The organism is Pseudomonas sp. PA-5-4B (assembly GCF_021606215.1).
GTDB classification, from domain to species: Bacteria; Pseudomonadota; Gammaproteobacteria; order Pseudomonadales; family Pseudomonadaceae; genus Aquipseudomonas; species Aquipseudomonas edaphica.
This window is the reverse complement of the sequence record NZ_WKDB01000039.1, coordinates 27390-46849: the sequence shown is the minus strand read 5'-3', so window position 1 is coordinate 46849 and position 19460 is coordinate 27390. Positions and strand designations below refer to the sequence as shown.

Sequence of the window (19460 nt, the reverse complement as noted above, 5' to 3'; positions counted from 1 at the left end):
AGTTGACATGAACGCGCCCCTGCAAGGCCACGCGGCCAGCACCCTGAGTACCGCCAAACCGCTGTTGGCGGTGGACAACGTCAGCCTCGAATACCGCACGCCCGAGCGCGTGGTGCGGGCCACACACCAGGTCAGTTTCGAGATCGACCCGGCCGACCGTTACGTGCTGCTCGGCCCTTCGGGGTGCGGCAAATCCACCTTGCTCAAGTCCATCGCCGGGTTTATCAAACCCTGCGAAGGCGAGATTCGCCTGCAGGGGCAAAAGGTCGACGAACCCGGGCCGGATCGCATTGTGGTGTTCCAGGAATTCGACCAGCTGCCACCGTGGAAAACCGTCAAACAGAACGTGATGTTCCCGCTGTTGGCCTCCAAGACCCTCAAGCGCCGCGAAGCCGAAGAACGCGCGCTGCACTACCTGGAAAAAGTCGGCCTCAGTGCCTTTGCCGACGCCTACCCGCACACCCTGTCCGGCGGCATGAAAGCCCGGGTGGCCATCGCCCGCGCCCTGGCCATGCAACCGAAAATCCTGCTGATGGACGAACCCTTCGCCGCCCTCGATGCCCTGACCCGGCGCAAGATGCAGGAAGAACTGCTGCTGCTGTGGGAAGAAGTGCGTTTCACCCTGTTGTTCGTCACCCATTCCATCGAAGAAGCGCTGGTGGTGGGCAACCGCATCCTGTTGTTGTCGCCGCATCCCGGGCGCGTGCGGGCAGAAATCCACAGCCATCAATACGACCTGCACAGCCTCGGCGGTGTGGAATTCCAGGCGTCGGCGCGGCGCATTCATCGCCTGCTGTTCGATGAAGCGCCCGAAGCCGAACGTGAGTTGGGTTTCGCCGATATCCGCATTGCTTACTAAGGGGCCGAACCATGCGCCAGGAATTTGAAGTCACCCTCGAACCACTGCTCAGCGTCCCTGTCGAGCGCGAACTGCCCCTGCGCCAACGCCTGTGGCAGCAAGGCTGGCTGCGCAAGGGCTTGATCCTGATCGTGCTTGCGATCCTCTGGGAGGCGGTCGCCCGCTACCAGAACAACGACCTGCTGCTGCCGAGCTTTTTGCAGACCTCCCAAGCCCTGTTCGACGGCTTGCTCAGCGGTGAGCTGTTGAGCAAGGTCTGGATCTCGCTGGCGGTGCTGATCAAGGGCTACCTGATCGGCATCGTGCTGGCGTTTGCCCTCACCACGCTGGCGGTCTCGACCCAACTGGGCCGCGACCTGCTCAGTACCCTGACCTCAATGTTCAACCCGCTGCCGGCGATTGCCCTGCTGCCGCTGGCGCTGCTGTGGTTTGGCCTGGGGCAGAACAGCCTGATCTTTGTGCTGGTGCATTCGGTGCTGTGGGCCTTGGCGCTGAACACCTATTCGGGGTTTCTCGGCGTGTCCGAAACCCTGCGCATGGCCGGTCGCAACTACGGCCTCAAGGGCATGCGTTTTGTGTTGTTCATCCTGATTCCGGCGGCGCTGCCGTCGATCCTGGCCGGCCTGAAAATCGGCTGGGCCTTTGCCTGGCGCACACTGATCGCCGCTGAACTGGTGTTCGGCGCCACCAGCGGTAAAGGCGGGCTGGGTTGGTACATCTTCCAGAACCGCAACGAGCTGTACACCGACAAAGTGTTTGCCGGCTTGGCCGTGGTGATCCTGATCGGCCTGCTGGTGGAAAACCTGGTGTTTGATACCTTCGAGCGGCTCACCGTAAAGCGCTGGGGCATGCAGCGCTGAGCCACTGATCCCTGCTAGGATTGCGTGCAATTCACTCCCCACTGCTCACGAGTGCTTGGCATGCAACTACCGGACATGAACCTGCTGGTCGCCCTCGACGCCTTGCTCGACGAGGGCAGTGTGGTCGGCGCGGCGCGGCGGATGAACCTCAGCCCGGCGGCCATGAGCCGCACGCTCACGCGGATTCGCGAGGCGGTGGGCGACCCGATCCTGGTGCGGGCCGGTCGCGGCCTGGTGCCGACGCCCAAGGCTTTGCAGCTGCAAGGCCAGGTGCGCAACGTGGTGGAACAGGCGGCGTTGCTGTTTCGCTCCGCGGACCAGGTAGACCTCAGCACCTTGCGCCGCCGCTTCAGCGTGAGGGCCAACGACTTTTTTGTCGGCGTGTACGGCGGTCGGTTGTTCGACACCATGGAGCGCATGGCGCCGCTGTGCGAGCTGTGCTTTGTGCCCGAAGGTGATACCGACGACGACGCGCTGCGCGAAGGGCGCCTGGACCTGCGCGTGAGCAATACGCTGCCGGCCAGCCCGGAGGTGAAGGTACAGAATTTGTTTTCCACCACCTTTGTTGGCCTGGCGCGGCAAGATCACCCGCTGTTCGACGAAGAAATCACCGCCGCACGGTTTGCCAGCTATTCCCATATCAGCATTTCGCGACGCGGCATCGCCCGTGGCCCGATTGACACTGCGCTGAATGCCCAAGGCCTGGAGCGCCGCGTGGCAATGATCGCCCCAGGCTTTCACGGCGCGATGTTCATGCTGCCCGACTCTGATCTACTGCTGCCGGTGCCAAAGGAAGCGTTGCTGAGCGCCAACCGCCTGAACCTGCCATTGCGCGCCTTCCCGCTGCCGATCTCCTTGCCGACGTTGGTATTGGCCCAATCCTGGCACCCACGCTTCGACAAAGACCCGGCCCATAAATGGCTGCGCGAAACCATGCGCGAGAGCTGCCATGCCACCTGGCTCGAAGCCCAGCCCAGCTGAAGTGCACTCGATCAATGTGGGAGCTGGCTTGCCTGCGATGGCGGTCTGACTGTGTAGGGATTCATTGCCTGACCCACCGCTTACACAACTTTTAAAGGCAGCCAATTACCCTTGTGGCGAGCAGGCTTGTCGAATCGTCGCACCGCCTGCGTTGGGCTGCGAAGCGGCCCCAAACCCAGACGCTGAGTACTTTCAGGAAAAACTGCAGTGCCTTTACTGGGGCTGCTTCGCAGCCCAACGCAGGGCAAGCCTGCTCGCCACAACAGGGCAGTTGCCCCTAACCCCATGAGGATTGCGTCTGGCGCACTTATAAGCTTCCAACAAGTAACTTTTTTGTCATGTATGCGCCCCCTTAAACTGCTCGGGTATTTCTAATTCCGAGTTGCGCGTTCATGACATCCCTCGCTGCCCCCGCTCTCCAGGCTGCAGCCAAACCTACCGCCCTGAGCCCACCTGTGTTCGGCCCGCGCATCATCATCGGCCTGGTCGGCGTGTTGTTGGCGGTGCTGGTCTCTGGTCTCAACGAGATGGTTACCAAGGTAGCCCTCGCCGATATTCGCGGTGCACTGTTCATTGGTTTTGACGAAGGCACCTGGCTGGTTGCGGCCTACACGGCCACCTCCGTGGCGGCCATGGCCTTTGCGCCGTGGTGTTCGGTGACGTTTTCGCTGCGCCGCTTCACCCTGTGCGCCATCGGCCTGTTTACCTTGCTGGGCATCCTGTGCCCCTTTGCGCCGAACTACGAAAGCCTGCTGGTGCTGCGAACCGTGCAAGGCCTGGCCGGCGGCGCATTGCCGCCGATGCTGATGACCGTGGCGCTGCGTTTTCTGCCGGCCCACGTCAAGCTCTACGGCCTGGCCGGTTACGCTCTCACCGCCACCTTCGGCCCGAGCCTGGGCACGCCGCTGGCGGCGTTGTGGACCGAATACGTCGGCTGGCAATGGGCGTTCTGGCAAATCGTCGGGCCGTGCCTGCTGGCGATGGCCGCGGTGGCTTACGGCTTGCCGCAAGACCCGCTGCGCCTGGAGCGCTTCAAGCAGTTCAACTGGCGCGGCCTGCTGCTGGGTTTTCCGGCGATCTGCATGTTGGTGATCGGCCTGTTGCAGGGCAATCGCCTGGACTGGTTCGAATCCGGCCTGATCACCTTTTTGCTGATCGGCGGCGGCGTATTGCTGGTGCTGTTCATGCTCAATGAATGGTCGCACCCCGTGCCGTTTTTCAAGTTGCAGATGCTCGGCCTGCGCAACCTGGCGTTCGCCCTGATCGTACTGGCGGGCGTGCTAATGGTGCTGACCTCGGTGATCATCATCCCCTCGAGTTTTCTCGCCCAAGTGCAGGGTTACCGACCACTGCAAACCGCGCCGGTGATGCTGTTGATGGCGTTGCCGCAATTGATCGCGCTGCCGCTGGTGGCGGCGCTGTGCAACCTGCGTTGGGTCGACTGCCGCTGGGTGCTGGGCATTGGTTTGAGCATGCTGGTGCTGTGCTGCATCGGCAGCTCGCACCTCACCTCGGCGTGGATACGCGACGATTTTTATGGCTGGTACCTGCTGCAGATTTTCGGGCAGCCCATGGCCGTATTGCCGTTGCTGATGCTCTCTACCGGCAGCATCCAGCCGATGGACGGGCCGTTCGCCTCGGCCTGGTTCAACACCGTCAAAGGCCTCGCTGCGGTCATCGCCACGGCCGTACTGGACACGCTGACCACCCAGCGTGAGCACTTCCATTCGACCATGCTGGTGGACCACCTGGGCAACTCGCCCCTGGCCGACGGCGACGCGCCGGGCCTTGCCCAGCGCCTGCACCAGCAGGCCGTGGTGCTGACTTCTTCGGACCTCTATTACGTCATGGCCGGTGTCGCGGTGGCGTTGATCCTGCTGATTTTCTGGATGCCCACGCGGATCTTTCCGCCTCGCGCACCGACCTAGCCCCAAGGACTTCTCATGAAACGCAAAGACAAAATTGCCGTCTCCGTTATCGCTGTGTTTGCCGTCGGCGTCCTGGTTTATCTGGTTGCGCCGGGCGTGCTGGGCAACAAGCGCCAGACCACCAACGACGCCTTCGTCGCCGCCGACTTCACGCTGGTGGCGCCGCGCGTGGCCGGTTTTATCAAGGAAGTGCTGGTGGAAGACAACCAGCGGGTCAAGGCCGGCCAGCTTTTGGCGTTGATCGACGACCGCGATTTTCGTGCTGCCGCCCAGGCCGCCGACGCCGACACCTTGGTCGCCCAGGCCCAGTTGAAGAACGCCACCGCGACCCTGGAGCGCCAAAGCTCGGTGATCGCCCAGGCTCAGGCCACCGTCGCGGCCGACCGTGCCGAAGTGGCGTTCGCCGAGCACGAACTGAACCGCTACAACCACCTCGCCGGCGTGGGCGCAGGCACCGTGCAGAACGCCCAGCAAGCCAAGACGCGCATCGACCAGGCAACGGCAAACCTGGCCAAAGCCACGGCCGTACTGGCGGCCGAACGCAAGCAAGTGGAAATCCTCACCGCCCAGCGAGACGCAGCGGAAGGTGGGCTCAAACGCGCCCAGGCAGCGTTGGAAATGGCCAGTTATCAGCTGTCCTACACGCGCATTGTCGCGCCAGTGGACGGCATGGTCGGTGAACGTGCCGTGCGGGTCGGCGCCTATGTGACGCCGGGCAGCAAGATCCTCGCGGTCGTGCCGTTGGCCCAGGCCTATGTGGTGGCCAATTTCCAGGAGACGCAACTGTCGCATATGCATGCCGGCCAAGCCGTAGAACTCAGCGTCGACAGCCTCGACGGCGAGTTGCTCAAGGGCCACCTGGAAAGCCTGGCGCCTGCCACCGGCGTGACCTTTGCGTCGGTCAGGCCGGATAACGCCACCGGCAACTTCACCAAGGTGGTACAGCGCATTCCGGTGAAGATCATCCTGGAGCCGAACCAGCCCCATATTGAACGCCTGCGCGTGGGCATGTCGGTGCAAGCCACAGTCGACACTCGGCCCGTCGCGCAGTCGCGTGAGGTGGCCCAGCAATGAAGTCATTTGCCTGGCTCACCTTGAGCCTGATCAGCCTCAGCGCCTGCACGGTCGGCCCGGATTTCCAGCGGCCCCAAGGCCAGCAAGTCACCCAATGGCGCGAACCCCAGGGCCGTCAGGCAGCCAGCCACGCGGTGACCGACCCTTTGCAGGAGCGTTGGTGGGACGTGTTTCACGATGCAGAGCTCTCGGCCCTCACGCGTCGTGCGCTCACTGATAACCTCGACCTGAAACTGGCCAGCAGCCGCCTGCAACAAAGCCGCGCCGTGCGTCAGGTGACCACAGCCGAGCGTTATCCCAACGTCAACGCCAGCGGGGATTACGTACGCCAGCGCAACAGCGGCAAAGGCTTGAGCGACCCGTCCAAAAACAACGGTCAATCTGCTTACAACCAATGGGACATGGGCTTCTCCGCCGCCTGGGAGCTGGACTTCTGGGGCCGCGTCAAACGCGAAACCGAAGCCGCCGACGCCACCCTGCAAGTCGCCGAAGACGACCGCCGCGCCGTGTTGCTGTCGGTACTCGCCGAAACCGCCCAGGACTACATCCAGCTGCGCGGCGTGCAGAATACGCGCGCTGTCACCGAGCAAAACCTCGAGGTCGCTCGCCACAGCCTCAAACTCTCGCAACTGCGCCTGGCCGACGGCGTGGCCACTGACCTGGATGTGGCCGAAGCTGCCGCCCAGGTCGCCGCCATCGAAGCGCGTTTACCGGATTTGCAGCAGCGTCAGGACCAACTGATCAACGCCCTGAGCCTGCTGATGGGCGAGCCGCCGCAAGCGCTGCATGCGCAATTGTCCAAGGACGCCGCCGTGCCGCAAACCCCGCGCCAGGTCGCCATCGGCTTGCCCTCGGAGCTGGCCGAACGCCGGCCCGATATTCGCCAGGCGCAAGCGCGCCTGCATGCGGCCACCGCCAGTATCGGCGTGGCAAAAGGTGATTTTTACCCGCGTATCACCTTGTCCGGCAGCCTGGGCTCCCAGGCCCTGCAACTCTCGGATTTCGGCTCCTGGGGCTCGCGCGCGTTTGCCTTCGGCCCGCAGTTCAGCCTGCCGCTGTTCAGTGGCGGGCGCCTGCAAGGCATGTTGAATTTGCGTGAAGCCCAGCAACAGGAAGCGGCGCTGGCGTACCAGCAAACCGTACTGCGTGCCTGGCATGAGATCGATGACCAACTGACCCGCTACAACGCCAGCCAACTGCGCCGCGACAGCCTCGCTGAAGCGGTGCGCCAGAACCAGATCGCGTTGAGCACCGCACAACAGCAGTACGTCGAAGGCGTGGTGGATTTCGTCAACGTGCTCACCGTGCAAAGCGCGCTGCTGGCCACGCAGGAGCAGTGGGTAGAAAGCTCCACCGGCGTGTCGCTGGCGATGGTGGGGCTGTACAAGGCGTTGGGCGGTGGCTGGGAGTCGGTCTACCCCGCGACAGCCTCCATTCCGGCAGGCTGAACATAACCCACTGTGGGAGCGGGCTTGCCCGCGATAGCGGTAGTTCAGCCAACGTTATGTTGACTGACGCACCCTCATCGCGGGCAAGCCCGCTCCCACATGGAATATTGCGTGATTTAAGGGTTCTGCAAAAACACCACATACCCCCTGAACCATTCACTCCCTTTCAAATACCCCGGCTCTTCCCACACGCCGCCCTGAATCAGCCCCACCTTGAACGGCAGCCCCAGCCGGTTCATGCGTGGCAAATACGCCGCGTAATCCGGGATGCTATGGCGCCCTTGGTAGGTCTGGACCACCACTTCATCCACCACGCCTTTGAGCTGGGCGATGGCGGCTGGGTCGGCGTTGCTGCTCCAGTCCATCAGGCCGGTAATGCTCAGCCGCAGGTCAGCAGGCAGGCGTTGGCGCAGGTCGCGCAGGAAGCCTGTGTATTCGTGCAGGTACTGGGTGCGGGCGTCGAAATCGATCTGGATGCCGACCACCGGGTTGCCCGCATCGCGCCAGCGTTGCACCTGGCCGAGCAGTTGGGTGTAGACGCGCCCGGGCCAGTGCAGGGTGTGGGCGCGGTACACCACCCAGACCTCGCCTTGGGTGATGCGCGGTACGCTGATGCCTTGGGCGATAAACTGCACACCCAATTGCGGCGCACGGCGCGTGGAGTTGATCTGGCCCTGGAGGATGTACAGGGTTTTCGCCTGTTTGAGCACCGGCTGCGGCGTGACCCCGCTCCACAGCCAGAAGGCATCGTAGTCGCGGGCGTCAACGCCGGCAAAGGCCGGGCTTGCCAGGAGCAGCAGGCCTAGCCACAGGTGTTTCACCAGTAGTACTTCAGCGACTGCGCCCACTCGGTGTCGGCAAACCCGGTTTTGAGCTGGCGGAACCAGCCTTTACGCACGGATTTATCCACGTCTACACCGCCGCAGCCGTTATAACCGGCCCGCGCATAGCAGTTGATCGCGCGGAACAGCGCGTAGGCTTTGTCGTTGTGCGGCGCCTTGGGGTTGGCGATGACCTGGCGGTAACCGTCGAGCCGCGAGAAGGTCTCGCCCTTGAACAGCGAGGCGGTGCTGCCCAGGCTGGCGGCGGCGCGCACTTGGTCCAGTGGCATGCCATCGAGGTTATTGCGCAGGATGAACTCACCCAGGCAGTTCAGGCCCTTGGGGTTTTTCCCATCGGCCTGCAGGGTGCTGGCGATTTGCGCAATGCTCGGGCAGGCGTAGCCGGACTCCGCCTTATCACCGTTCCACTGGAACAACTGCAGCGAGCGGCCATCGCCATAGACATAGCCCAGGCTGGTGCCGAGCTTGTCGGCGGGCGCCGATGCCGGCAGTTGCTTGAGGTCGTCGGCGAAGGTGGCGTACTGGCCGCGCATCAGGTCTTTGTACAGCAACACAAACTGGGCGGTGGCACGTTCGATCGGGTCGCTGGCCTGGGTGATCTGTTGGCGTAGCAGTTCCTGGCCTGCGATGTTGCGCAGCAAGATGTAGCGCACCTGTTTGGCGCTGATCGGCGAATCGCTGGCGAACACGCTAGCCAGTTGGTCGTTGCGCTCGTAGTTCATCGCCAGCGCCAGTTCCAACTGGTCGCGCTGCAAAGGTTGCTTGGCCAGGGGCAGCAGCTTCAGCCACAGCGCTTGCGCGCCTTGCCAATCCTTCTTGGCTTCCAGGGCAAGGCCGCGCAGGGTTTGCTGGCTGAAGGCGAAGTAGTCGAGGCTGGCGGGCACGTCCTGAGGCAGCAACTTCAAAGTGTTATCGGGCTGATGTTCGACGTACAAGGCAAACGCCGCTTGCACGTAGTCGTACAGCGCCGGCTCCTGGGCAAACACCGGCTTTTGCGCGTCCAGGGCCGCGCGGCTCAGCTGCGGCGGGTTGCCGGCGCGCATCCACATCAAGTCGTTGACGGCCAGCATCAGTGGGTTGGCCGAAGGTTTTTGGGTGGCACTGAGCAGCTTGTTGTCGGCTTCCTGCACCAGGTCGTCCAGCGACACATTGCGCTGTTTGGCGCTCAACTGCACGGCCAGGTCGTTGGCCAGCTTGTCGGTATCGCCCGCCAGCCAATGCACCCGGCGCAGCAGGCCCTGGGCAGAGACAGCGTATTCGCCCTGTGGATAAGTTTTCAGGTACAGGTTGAAGCTGGTGTCGGCATTCGCCAGCACCGATTTATCCACATGCTCCAATTGCGGCATGCCGTATTCGTCGAAGGCGTTTTCCTGGGCCTGGTTCAACTCGGTGCGGGCGATCATGTAGGACGCCGTTTCCTTGACCCACGGCAGGCTGCCGGTGGCGGCGGCAACAAAACCGCGCTGCGCATCAGCGAAACGGCCACTGTAGAAGTCACCGGCGGCTTGCAGGTAAGTGCGCAGTTCGCGGCCGGCGGTGGACTGGATCTGCTCCGGGTCGCCCAGGCTTGCGCCGTCCCAGGTGCAGGCGCCGAGCATCTGTACACGTCCCTTGGCCAGCAGCTGGCGCTCCGCGTCGGGCACGTCGGCTTTAACCACTTGGCTGATAAACGCCGTGGCACTGCTTTCATCATTGCTGCGGCAACGGCTGCCTTCGCCGGTCAGGAAGGCGTCACCCGCCGCCTTGTCGCCTTCACGCTGAATGCCCAACGGCGCAAGCAGCTCATCGAGTTTGCTGGGCGTAGGTGCCACGTCGGTTTTTTCATCGGCGGCGTCGGCTACCGGGGTCAGGCGGTACACCGGGAACGGCACCGGGCCGAAGCCCTCTTCAAGGTCCGTCTCGCCCAATGCGTTGGGCGTCAGCGGTGCCACCTGTTTATCCGCCAGCAACAGGCGCAGGTTGACCCGGCTGTCATTGCCCGGGCTCAAGAAGGGCAGGTTGCTGCAGCCTTCAAGGCTGTCGCGTGAGACCCGCCAGTCGGGGTAGCACGAGTCATCGCCGCTGGCCTGGGCCTGGAAGGAAAGGCTGGCGAGCAATGCCAGGGTCAGTGGTGACAGAAAACCGATGCGCATGACGTGTCCTTGATCCTGAGTCCTTTGAAGGACGCAATAATAGCGTGATCTGACAAATGCTTCGGTGAAGGTCTACACAAATCGCTGATTTGTCCGATTCCAGCAGCGAATAAAGGGTTTTTGTCCTAGAGTGGCGGTCATTCACGCGCAGGGCTTTTTGGCCGGCCGGAAAAGGCGATGGTAGGGGAATCGAGGTGCGACGGTCTGTGGTGGAGCAAGATGAAAAGGTGGCGGCATTGTCCGCATTTGATCGCGTCGCGAGTAGCTGGCACGTTGCCGGCTGGATGAGCCGTCTGTGGTGGGTACCGATCCTGGTACTGGCCGTCGCTCTGCGTTTTTACAACCTGACGTCCGCCGCAATCTGGGGTGACGAAGGCTCCAGCCTGCTGCTCAGCGAATACGCTGCCGGTGACCTGTGGTTTCACGCCGCCCATGATGTGCACCCACCGTTGTACTTTTTCATGCTGCGTGGCTGGATCGAGCTGTTCGGTGACAGTATCTGGTCGATTCGCAGCATGAGTGCGATTCCCGGTGCGATTGCAGTGGGCCTGGGCATCTGGTTGACGCGGCAATTGGCTACCCGGCGTGCCGCCGTGCTCGCCGGGATCCTGCTTGCGCTGCTGCCCACGGCGGTGCGTTATAGCCAGGAAGTGCGCATGTATTCGCTGTTGGCCGTATGGCTGCTGGGCGCCACGCTGGCGCTGGTGTATTGGGTGCGCCAGCCCGAGCGCACGCGCTATCTGGCGGCGTATATCGTGCTGATGAGCGCCGGTTTCTACACCCATTATTTCACTGCTCTGTGTGTGCTGGTGCATTGGGCCTACCTGGCCTTGTTGAGCTCGGCCCAGGCGCCCGCCCAGTCTCTGCTCAGGCGCCCGGCGTGGTGGGTGGCCAACGCCGCGATCGTCGTGGCGTACCTGCCGTGGTTACCCAATGTGTTGGGCCTGGTGCAACACGTTGAGCAACTGAAGGTGGGCGGGGACATCGGCTGGGAAGACCCGGTCAACCTGTTTTCACTGCCGTCGATGATCTGGCAATTCATTGTCCAGGACGAGGGCACCGGCTTTTGGCCGCCGTTGTTCTGGTTGGTCCCATTGTTGCTGATTGCTGTGGTGAGCATCACCGCCTGGCAGGATCGCGAACGCCATCGCCCGGCCAGCCTGCTGGCGCTGTTTTTCCTGCTGCCGCTGCTGCTGGTGTACGCGGTTTCGTTCGTTTCGCCGGTGTTTATCGAGCGTTACCTTACGGTGTACGCCTTGGGTTTGCCCATCCTGTTGGCGCTGGCCATTGATCGCCTGCCGGCGCGCTGGTCATGGCTGGGCGTAGCGTTGTTCGCGCTGTTTGTCGGTGTCGAGTTGATGGGGCTCAAAAACAACTTCACCGTCGATGAACATGACCAGTTCAACGTGCCCGTGGAATTCGTCAATCGTAATTACCAGGAAGACGACCGCATCGTTCTCAGCGACATGCTGTGGTACCTCAGCTACGTGTATTACGACCAGACCGACGCCCAATTGCAGCTCTATACGCCGCCCAAACCCGACGGCACGCCGACCCGCCCGAACGCCTACGGTTTCGGCACATTGGTCGACCAGGACGGCGGGCGCATTTACCTCGACCGCCTGTCGGCATTGCCTGCCGATACCCACCGCGTCTGGCTGATCAGCAGCAACGAAGCGCCGGATGATTTCGCGCCCTTACCTGAAGGCTGGCGTGAGTTGAGCCGTCAGGATGGCGGTGGTGCGAGGGCGCGACTGTTCGTGCTGTGCAACGGGGCGCAGCCGCAACCTGAAGGTTGCCGCTAGACTCAGTTAAGTCTTCTTGACCTGGAGTTCGCCATGGAATCGCCTGTGCACAGCTTGCCATCACTGTTCAAACAGCTCGGGCTGCCGGATGACCCGGCCAGTATTGAGAAGTTTGTGGCAGTGCATTCGCCGCTAAAGCCGGAATTACATCTCGCGGATGCGTTCTTTTGGACGCCCGGCCAGAAGGCGTTTTTACGCGAAGAAATTCTCGACGATGCGGATTGGGCTGAAGTGGTGGATGAGCTGAATCTGTTACTGCGGGAAGGGCGCGGCGTGTAAAAAATGTGGGAGCTGGCTTGCCTGCGATGGCGGTGGTTCAGTCAACATCGACCTCGACTGATCTACCGCCATCGCAGGCAAGCCAGCTCCCACAGGTGTTTTGTCTGATTGTTCCCATGCTCCTCGTGAGAAGTGGGACAGCTTGGGAAGTTTCCTATTGGTTAAACAGAAGCGGACGATAGTCGCCAGAATGAGGAGCCCGCTATTTACAGACGCTGATTTCCTTTTATGGCCACGTCATGCAGCGTCTGATCCCTCACAAAGAAATTGAAAACTATGATCTCACCAAAATCGAAACCCCCTACTTTGCTGGTATCAAGGTAAGGGAGTTCTTTCGCGCGCCTTATGCATTGCAGGGGCTGTGCGAGCTGCTAGCCGAGTGCAATGTTTCTCCTGTTCGGTGTTCAGGGGATAACGATCAGCGCCGAGTTTTGGACAAGTTGGCGTCCGGTGATTGGCTGTTCGTAATGGACAGGCCTTTTCTTCCTTTAAGTCGAGAATGCCGTGTTAAGTATGGGCATTTGATGGGGCGCCGACTTTATGTCGGGCCTGGTAAATGGGAAAAGGTAAGTATCGATTACGATGGGGTTAAAAATACTGCAATCCTGGCCGCAAACCGGCTGGCATCTATGGGTGACGAAGGACGAATGTTCTTATCCGACGGGAAAGATCTTGCGAACACCTCCAGGGTCATGACGCAGCGCTGGGTCCGCTTGGATAGTCGTGATGACCAGCTCACCCACAGATCGGTTGAGCGCCGATACGGGGAGCTGCGGCAAATCAAGCAACGCTATCTGGAGGGAGATGACAATTGGCAACAGGGTGGGAAATCCTGGCATTGGCAGCCTGTGACACCGGACACAGCGTATGAATACAAGGATGCCAAACAGTGACGCGCAAGCAGGTCTTTTGGTTTTGGGGAGCGATGGATGCCATCTATCTGGTTCGCTATTGGGTCACCAGTGCGGTGGAGGGGCGAGTTCCTTACTTGAGCGATATCGAGAGCGCATTATGGGTTTTGCGTGACCACAGCGTGCTGCAGATTTACACCTTTGGCTTTGTCATGTTGCTGCAGATCTCGATAGTAGCGTCCTGTTTTTTATTTCTTCTCAGTAGTCAAAAGGTCCGCTGGCTTGTTTACCTTCAAACCCCGTTACGGTTAGTTTTTTTCATCCCTTCAGTTGCTCTTCTGCTTATAGGCGCTCAGTTAGTCCCAGGCTACAGCGTGGTGGTGATGGCGGTGCTAGTCGTCGCGTCCGAGGCCATGAAGGTTTGGAGCGTCTGGCGATGGGGCAAGAAATCTGACGTTTCCAGCAGTCGGCGTTAGTCGATAAGCCAGTTGCACAGCTTCAACCATCCCCCCTATAGTTCGCCCCGTCGCCGCACATCGGCGATCGGATTTGGCGATCCGCATTCTATGACGCGTTACAGCGCTCTAACTCCGTGTTCTCCGCTTGGCGGATACATGAGTTCTATGGCGGCTGTGCGCGGGAGATCTTCGGATCTGCCGGGTTTCATAGATAACCGGTTCGCCAACCTGCGTACAGCTGCCACCCATACTCGTTTGGCGACGGGGACGGGTGGTCAAAATCTTATCTATGAGGCTTTATCGATGGACCAATACAAACCGCTTCAAACCAATCCCACCGGCGTTCCCGTTCTGGCATTCAACACGTTTGCGCCCTCGCACCTGCTCCATGAAACAGCCCGCAGCCGCGTGCGTATCGGCACCGAGCTGTTGGAAACGCTCAGCGCCAAAACGGACAGCAAGAACCTTCATCACCTCGTCACCGCAGCACTGGTTTCGTTGCGCGATGGCTTGGACATGATGGGCGAAATCCAGCGCCGCTTGGATGCTCAGGCCGAACAGCCAGTCTGAGGCCAACACGGGTCCAAAATGTGGGAGCTGGCTTGCCTGCGATGGCGGTGGTTCAGTCAACATCGACCTCGACTGATCTACCGCTATCGCAGGCAAGCCAGCTCCCACAGGTGTTTTGTTCTGCCGCAAATCTAACGTTCTCGCTCAAACGCGCTTTACTTACCCACAAACCCACCATCCATCACAAAAGTGTTTCAAAACTTGACGGCTTTGGATCCATCCACCATATTGATAGTTAGCAAACTAACTGTATGCGAACAATCCAGTGTCCCAAACCCTCGAACAGCTCCATATGAACCTCAGCAGCAGCATGGTGGTGGGCGCCCGTAACTGGCGCAAAATCTGCCAGACCACGCTGGTGAGCTATGGTATTTCCGAAGCCTGCGCCGTGCCGCTGTTGATGATCGGCCGCTTGGGCGACGGTGTGCACCAGGTGAAAGTAGCCCAGGCATCCGGCATGGAAAGCCCGTCGTTGGTGCGCCTGCTTGATCGTCTGTGCCATGACGGTTACGTGTGCCGTACCGAAGACGTCCATGACCGTCGCGCCAAGGCCTTGAGCCTCACCGAGCGCGGCCGCGAGTTGGTGCAGGCGGTGGAAGTGCAACTGGTGCGCCTGCGCCAGGAAGTGCTGGCGGACATCGCCCACGGCGACCTTGAAGCGGCGTTGCGTGTACTGCAGGCCTTCGAGGCGGCTGAGGCGACCTCTTGAACGGATTTTTTACCGGCATGCCGCCGGCCCGCGACTGGTTCTACGGCGTGCGCACCTTCGCCGCTTCGATGATCGCCCTGTACATCGCCATGCTTATGCAAATGCCGCGTCCGTATTGGGCGATGGCCACGGTGTATATCGTCTCCAGCCCGTTTGTCGGCCCTACCAGCTCCAAGGCGTTGTACCGCGCCATCGGCACCTTCATGGGCGCGGCGGCGGCGGTGTTTTTTGTGCCGATGTTTATTCAGACGCCGTACCTGCTGGTGGTGATCATTGCGCTGTGGACCGGCACCTTGTTGTTTTTGTCTTTGCACCTGCGTACCGCCAACAGCTACGCGCTGATGTTGGCCGGCTACACCTTGCCGCTGATCGCCTTGCCGGTAGTGGATAACCCGCTGGCGGTGTGGGATGTGGCCGAGGCGCGTACCGAAGAGATTTTCCTCGGCATTGCTGTGGCCGCCGTAGTAGGCGCAATGTTCTGGCCGCGGCGCCTGATGCCGGTGTTTGATGGCTCGGTGGCCAAGTGGTTTGCCGACGCTCAGGTCTATAGCCAGCGCTTTCTGACCCGTAACGTTGCGCCCGAAGAAATCAGCACCTTGCGCGGCGGCATGGTCGCCACCTTCAACACCCTGGAACTGATGATCGGCCAGTTGCCCCACGAAGGCGCTCGGCCACAGACGGTGCGCAACACCAAGGAACTGCGCGGGCGCATGATTCACCTGCTGCCGGTGATCGACGCGCTGGACGATGCGGTCTACGCGATCGAACACCGCGCCCCCGAGTTTCTCGACCGGTTCACGCCGTTGCTGCAAGACGCCAACGCCTGGCTGGAGAGCACCACCGAGCAAGCACCGCTGGAACGCTGGCGCGTGTTGCGCGACAAGATCGACGCCGCGCAGCCACAGGGCGAAGCACTGGACGACCGCCACACGCTGCTGTTCTCCAACGCCCTGTATCGCCTCGGCGAATGGGTCGACCTGTGGCAAGACTGCCGCAGCCTGCAAGCCGCCATCCAGTGCGAAAGCCAGGACACCTGGCGCGCCGTCTACCGCCATTGGCGCCTGGGCCGGCTCACGCCGTTCCTCGACCGTGGCCTGATGTTCTACTCGGCGTTTTCCACCGTTACCGCGATCATTGTCGCCTCGGTGCTGTGGATTCTGCTGGGCTGGACCGACGGCGGCAGCGCAGTGATTCTGGCTGCCGTGGCCTGCAGCTTTTTTGCCTCGATGGACGACCCGGCGCCGCAGATCTACCGGTTCTTTTTCTGGACCGCCATGTCGGTATTGTTCGCCAGCCTTTACCTGTTTCTGGTGCTGCCCAACCTGCATGATTTCCCCATGCTGGTGTTGGCGTTTGCGGTGCCGTTTATCTGCATCGGCACGCTCACGGTGCAGCCGCGTTTTTACCTGGGCATGCTGCTGACGCTGGTGAACACCTCCTCGTTTATCAGCATCCAGGGCGCCTACGACGCGGACTTCCTCAACTTCGCCAACGTCAACCTGGCCGGGCCAGTGGGCTTGCTGTTCGCCTTTGTGTGGACGCTGGTCGCACGGCCGTTCGGCGCCGAACTGGCGGCCAAGCGCCTGACGCGTTTCAGCTGGCGCGACATCGTAACGCTCACCGAGCCTGCAACCCTGGCCGAACACCGCCACATGGCTGTGCAAATGCTCGACCGCCTGATGCAGCACCTGCCGCGCCTGGGCCTGATCGGCCAGGACACCGGCAGCGCCCTGCGCGATTTGCGCGTGGCGCTGAACCTGCTTGACCTGTTGGCCTACGCGCCACGCATCTACGGCGTGCCACGGGTGCTGCTCAACCAAGTGGTGGAAGGCGTGGGCGGTTACTTCAAGGCCTGCCTTAAAGCCGGTGAACGCTTGCCCGCGCCCAGCGGTCTGCTGATGACCCTCGACCGCACGCGCCGCGCCCTCAACGGGCAAGGCCTGCAAGACGAAGATGACACCCGCCTGCATCTGCTGCACGCACTGGCCGGCCTGCGCCTGTCGTTGCTGCCCGGCGTGGAATTTATTGGCGGCACCGAAATGCAAGCGCCGCTGCCTGATGGAGCGCCTTTATGATCGGTGATCTGGATATCAGCGGGGTGTTCCTGCCCACGCTGCTGGTGCTGATGGGCATTACGTATGTGTTGTTTCTGGTGGTGCACGGGTTGTTGACGCGCATTCACTTCTATCGCCTGGTCTGGCACCGGGCATTGTTCAATGTGGGGCTCTACGCGCTGTTACTGGGCGCCGTGGACTCACTCAGTCGATACCTCATGACATGAAAAAACCTTTTTTGACCATCGGCCGTGTCGTCCTGACGTTATTGATAGTGACCTTCGCTGTCGTCGTTGTGTGGCGCATGGTCATGTACTACATGTTTGCGCCCTGGACCCGTGACGGGCATATCCGTGCCGACATCGTGCAGATCGCCCCGGACGTGTCCGGGCTGATCCAGCAAGTCGACGTGCGCGACAACCAGTTGGTGACCAAGGGCCAGGTGCTGTTCGCCGTCGACCAGGACCGCTTTAAGCTGGCGCTGCGTCAAGCCCAGGCCGCCGTGGCCGACCGCCAGGAAACCCTGGCCCAGGCCAACCGCGAGTACAAGCGCAACCGTGGTTTGGGCAACCTGGTGCCGAGCGAACAACTGGAAGAAAGCCAGTCGCGCGTGGCCCGTGCCCAATCGGCCCTGGCCGAGGCGCAAGTGGCCGTGGACGCCGCCCAGCTCAACCTTGACCGCTCGGTGATCCGCAGCCCCGTGGACGGTTACGTCAACGACCGTGCACCGCGCAACCAGGAATTCGTCACCGCCGGGCGCCCGGTGCTGTCGGTGGTGGACAGCAACTCCTTCCACATCGACGGTTATTTCGAAGAGACCAAGCTCGACGGTATCCACGTCGGCATGGCCGTGGATATCCGCGTGATCGGCGACAACGCCCGTCTGCGTGGCCATGTGCAGAGCATCGTCGCCGGTATCGAAGACCGCGACCGCACCAGCGGCTCCAACCTGCTGCCTAACGTCAACCCGGCGTTCAGCTGGGTGCGCCTGGCCCAGCGGATTCCGGTGCGTATTGCCTTTGATGATGTGCCGGCGGACTTTCGTATGATCGCCGGACGCACGGCCACGGTGTCGATCATCGGCGATAAGGTCAAAGACGGAGAAAAACCATGAAGCAGCTGCTGGCAACCGCTGCGCTGGGTTTGCTGCTGTCGGCCTGCCAAGTGGTAGGCCCGGATTACAAGCTGCCGGACACGTCCGCCATCAACCGTGGCGACCTGCAAGGGCAGCTCGCGGGCGAGGGCAACAACGTGGTGTCGGCGCCGGTGCCGGCCGATTGGTGGAAGCTGTACAACGACCCGCGCCTGGATGAGCTGGTGCGCCAGGCCATGGCCTCCAACACCGATTTGCGCGTGGCTGCCGCCAACCTGCAACGCGCGCGTTTCCAGACCCAAGAGGCTGAATCCGCAGGCGGTTGGAGTGCTGGCGCCAAGGCGGAAGCCCAGCGCCTGCAGGAATCGGGCGAAGCGTTTTTGCTGACGGAAAAAGTCCCGGTGGCCAACATCGGCAGCGCCAGCATCAGCACGTCCTACCAGTTTGACCTGTTCGGCACCTTGCAGCGTGGCATCGAGAGTGCCCAGGCCAGCACCGACGCGGCCCAGGCCGCCGCCGATATTGCGCGCATCACCCTGGTGGCAGATGTGGTGCGCTCCTACACCCAGGTGTGCGCGGCCAATGAAGAGCTGGCGATTGCCAATGAGTCGCTCGACCTGCAAGGCCAGAGCACCAAGCTCACCCAGCGCCTGCGCGACGCCGGGCGCGGTGACGAAACCCAGGTGACCCGCTCGCAGACCCAATACAAATCCTTGCGCGCCGAGATCCCGCGCTATCAAGCATCGCGTCAGGCGGGTTTGTTCCGCTTGTCGATGCTGCTGGCCAAACCGGTGGACCAACTGCCCGCAGGCACCGGCACCTGCGCCGAGCTGCCGCATATCGCCCAATTGCTGCCCGTGGGCGACGGCGCAGCACTGCTCAAGCGCCGCCCCGACGTGCGCCAGGCCGAACGCCAACTGGCGGCTGCCACCGCCCGTATCGGCGTGGCCACCGGCGCGTTGTACCCGGACATCAGCATCGGCGCCACGGTGGGCACGGTCGGCATTCTTGACGACCTCGGCACGCCAGCGACCAATCGCTGGGGCTTTGGCCCGCTGATCAGTTGGACAGTGCCGACCAACGGTGCCCGCGCACGTATCCACGAAGCCGAAGCCGCGACCCAGGGCGCCCTGGCGCACTTTGACGGCGTGGTGCTCAATGCCATCCGCGAAACCCAGACCGGCCTTGCGCAATACACCGCGCAACTGCAACGCCGCGACGCCCTGGCCGACGCCGGTGCGTCCGCCAAGGAAGCCTCGGAGCAGACGCACCGCTTCTTCCAGGCCGGCCGTGCCTCGTTCCTGGCCGACCTGCAGGCCACTCGCACCTACACCGATGTACGTGCACAGCTGGCAGCGGCCAACACGCAAGTTGCCATGAGCCAGATCGATCTGTTCCTGGCCTTGGGCGGCGGTTGGGAAAGCGGACGAACGCAGGCGTCACAACCCGGCAAACCCTGAGCGAAAAGCTATGCTTTGACAGGCGGGCCACCGTGAGGCCCGTCTGACAAAGTTCGC

At 61.9% G+C, this 19460-nt stretch carries 18 protein-coding genes; 16 read left to right on the top strand and 2 right to left on the bottom strand.

Annotation, left to right across the window (positions count from 1 at the left end; genetic code table 11):
• Positions 1 to 7 precede the first annotated feature (7 nt).
• The 6 genes from GIW28_RS19345 to GIW28_RS19320 all read left to right on the top strand — a co-directional run bounded on the left by GIW28_RS19345 (position 8) and on the right by GIW28_RS19320 (position 7150).
• Complete coding sequence (locus tag GIW28_RS19345) at positions 8 to 859, top strand: ABC transporter ATP-binding protein (protein WP_236445930.1); 852 nt, start codon at positions 8 to 10, stop codon at positions 857 to 859.
• Positions 860 to 870: 11 nt separating this feature from the next.
• Positions 871 to 1719: an ABC transporter permease gene (locus GIW28_RS19340; RefSeq protein ID WP_017136616.1), complete on the top strand. Its 849-nt coding sequence runs from the start codon at positions 871 to 873 to the stop codon at positions 1717 to 1719.
• A 60-nt stretch (positions 1720 to 1779) separates the two neighbouring features.
• Positions 1780 to 2700, top strand: coding sequence for a LysR family transcriptional regulator (locus GIW28_RS19335; protein WP_017136615.1), 921 nt, complete (start codon positions 1780 to 1782; stop codon positions 2698 to 2700).
• A 392-nt stretch (positions 2701 to 3092) separates the two neighbouring features.
• The gene (locus GIW28_RS19330) at positions 3093 to 4628 is read left to right on the top strand and encodes an MFS transporter (protein WP_017136614.1); all 1536 of its coding nucleotides are present in this window, start codon (positions 3093 to 3095) and stop codon (positions 4626 to 4628) included.
• Between the two features lie 15 nt (positions 4629 to 4643).
• Positions 4644 to 5702, top strand: a complete 1059-nt coding sequence (locus tag GIW28_RS19325) for an HlyD family secretion protein (RefSeq protein WP_176991652.1) — start codon at positions 4644 to 4646, stop codon at positions 5700 to 5702.
• Positions 5699 to 7150 carry an efflux transporter outer membrane subunit gene (locus GIW28_RS19320; RefSeq protein WP_169988648.1) on the top strand — a complete coding sequence of 484 codons (1452 nt, stop codon included), beginning with the start codon at positions 5699 to 5701 and terminating at the stop codon, positions 7148 to 7150. The genes GIW28_RS19325 and GIW28_RS19320 overlap by 4 nt, the downstream gene beginning before the upstream one ends.
• A 116-nt stretch (positions 7151 to 7266) precedes the next feature.
• On the opposite strand, the gene GIW28_RS19315 is transcribed toward GIW28_RS19320, so the two are convergent.
• Together GIW28_RS19315 and GIW28_RS19310 are read right to left on the bottom strand one after the other, a co-directional pair.
• A complete protein-coding gene (locus GIW28_RS19315; protein WP_236445932.1) occupies positions 7267 to 7971 on the bottom strand; it encodes a DUF3142 domain-containing protein in 705 nt (234 codons plus the stop codon).
• On the bottom strand, positions 7968 to 10124 hold the full coding sequence (locus tag GIW28_RS19310) for an outer membrane assembly lipoprotein YfiO (protein ID WP_236445934.1): 2157 nt from the start codon (positions 10122 to 10124) through the stop codon (positions 7968 to 7970). Before GIW28_RS19310 ends, GIW28_RS19315 begins: the two co-directional genes overlap by 4 nt.
• A 194-nt stretch (positions 10125 to 10318) precedes the next feature.
• Between GIW28_RS19310 and GIW28_RS19305 the strand changes: the two genes are divergently transcribed.
• The 10 genes from GIW28_RS19305 to GIW28_RS19260 all read left to right on the top strand — a co-directional run bounded on the left by GIW28_RS19305 (position 10319) and on the right by GIW28_RS19260 (position 19403).
• Positions 10319 to 11929 (top strand): glycosyltransferase family 39 protein, encoded by a 1611-nt coding sequence (locus tag GIW28_RS19305; RefSeq protein ID WP_099549582.1) that lies wholly within the window; start codon positions 10319 to 10321, stop codon positions 11927 to 11929.
• A gap of 33 nt (positions 11930 to 11962) precedes the next feature.
• Complete coding sequence (locus GIW28_RS19300) at positions 11963 to 12208, top strand: DUF2789 domain-containing protein (RefSeq protein WP_099549581.1); 246 nt, start codon at positions 11963 to 11965, stop codon at positions 12206 to 12208.
• 239 nt (positions 12209 to 12447) lie between these two features.
• On the top strand, positions 12448 to 13101 hold the full coding sequence (locus GIW28_RS19295; protein ID WP_236445936.1) for a hypothetical protein: 654 nt from the start codon (positions 12448 to 12450) through the stop codon (positions 13099 to 13101).
• Complete coding sequence (locus tag GIW28_RS19290; protein WP_099549579.1) at positions 13098 to 13535, top strand: hypothetical protein; 438 nt, start codon at positions 13098 to 13100, stop codon at positions 13533 to 13535. Before GIW28_RS19295 ends, GIW28_RS19290 begins: the two co-directional genes overlap by 4 nt.
• A gap of 138 nt (positions 13536 to 13673) precedes the next feature.
• Positions 13674 to 14087 carry a hypothetical protein gene (locus tag GIW28_RS19285; RefSeq protein ID WP_143521893.1) on the top strand — a complete coding sequence of 138 codons (414 nt, stop codon included), beginning with the start codon at positions 13674 to 13676 and terminating at the stop codon, positions 14085 to 14087.
• 292 nt (positions 14088 to 14379) lie between these two features.
• Positions 14380 to 14796: a MarR family winged helix-turn-helix transcriptional regulator gene (locus tag GIW28_RS19280; protein WP_017136599.1), complete on the top strand. Its 417-nt coding sequence runs from the start codon at positions 14380 to 14382 to the stop codon at positions 14794 to 14796.
• The gene (locus tag GIW28_RS19275; RefSeq protein WP_138449632.1) at positions 14793 to 16871 is read left to right on the top strand and encodes an FUSC family protein; all 2079 of its coding nucleotides are present in this window, start codon (positions 14793 to 14795) and stop codon (positions 16869 to 16871) included. The genes GIW28_RS19280 and GIW28_RS19275 overlap by 4 nt, the downstream gene beginning before the upstream one ends.
• Complete coding sequence (locus GIW28_RS19270; RefSeq protein WP_016969155.1) at positions 16868 to 17077, top strand: DUF1656 domain-containing protein; 210 nt, start codon at positions 16868 to 16870, stop codon at positions 17075 to 17077. The genes GIW28_RS19275 and GIW28_RS19270 overlap by 4 nt, the downstream gene beginning before the upstream one ends.
• Positions 17074 to 17964, top strand: coding sequence for an efflux RND transporter periplasmic adaptor subunit (locus GIW28_RS19265; protein ID WP_017136597.1), 891 nt, complete (start codon positions 17074 to 17076; stop codon positions 17962 to 17964). Before GIW28_RS19270 ends, GIW28_RS19265 begins: the two co-directional genes overlap by 4 nt.
• Positions 17961 to 19403, top strand: coding sequence for an efflux transporter outer membrane subunit (locus GIW28_RS19260; protein WP_099549575.1), 1443 nt, complete (start codon positions 17961 to 17963; stop codon positions 19401 to 19403). Before GIW28_RS19265 ends, GIW28_RS19260 begins: the two co-directional genes overlap by 4 nt.
• Positions 19404 to 19460 lie beyond the last annotated feature (57 nt).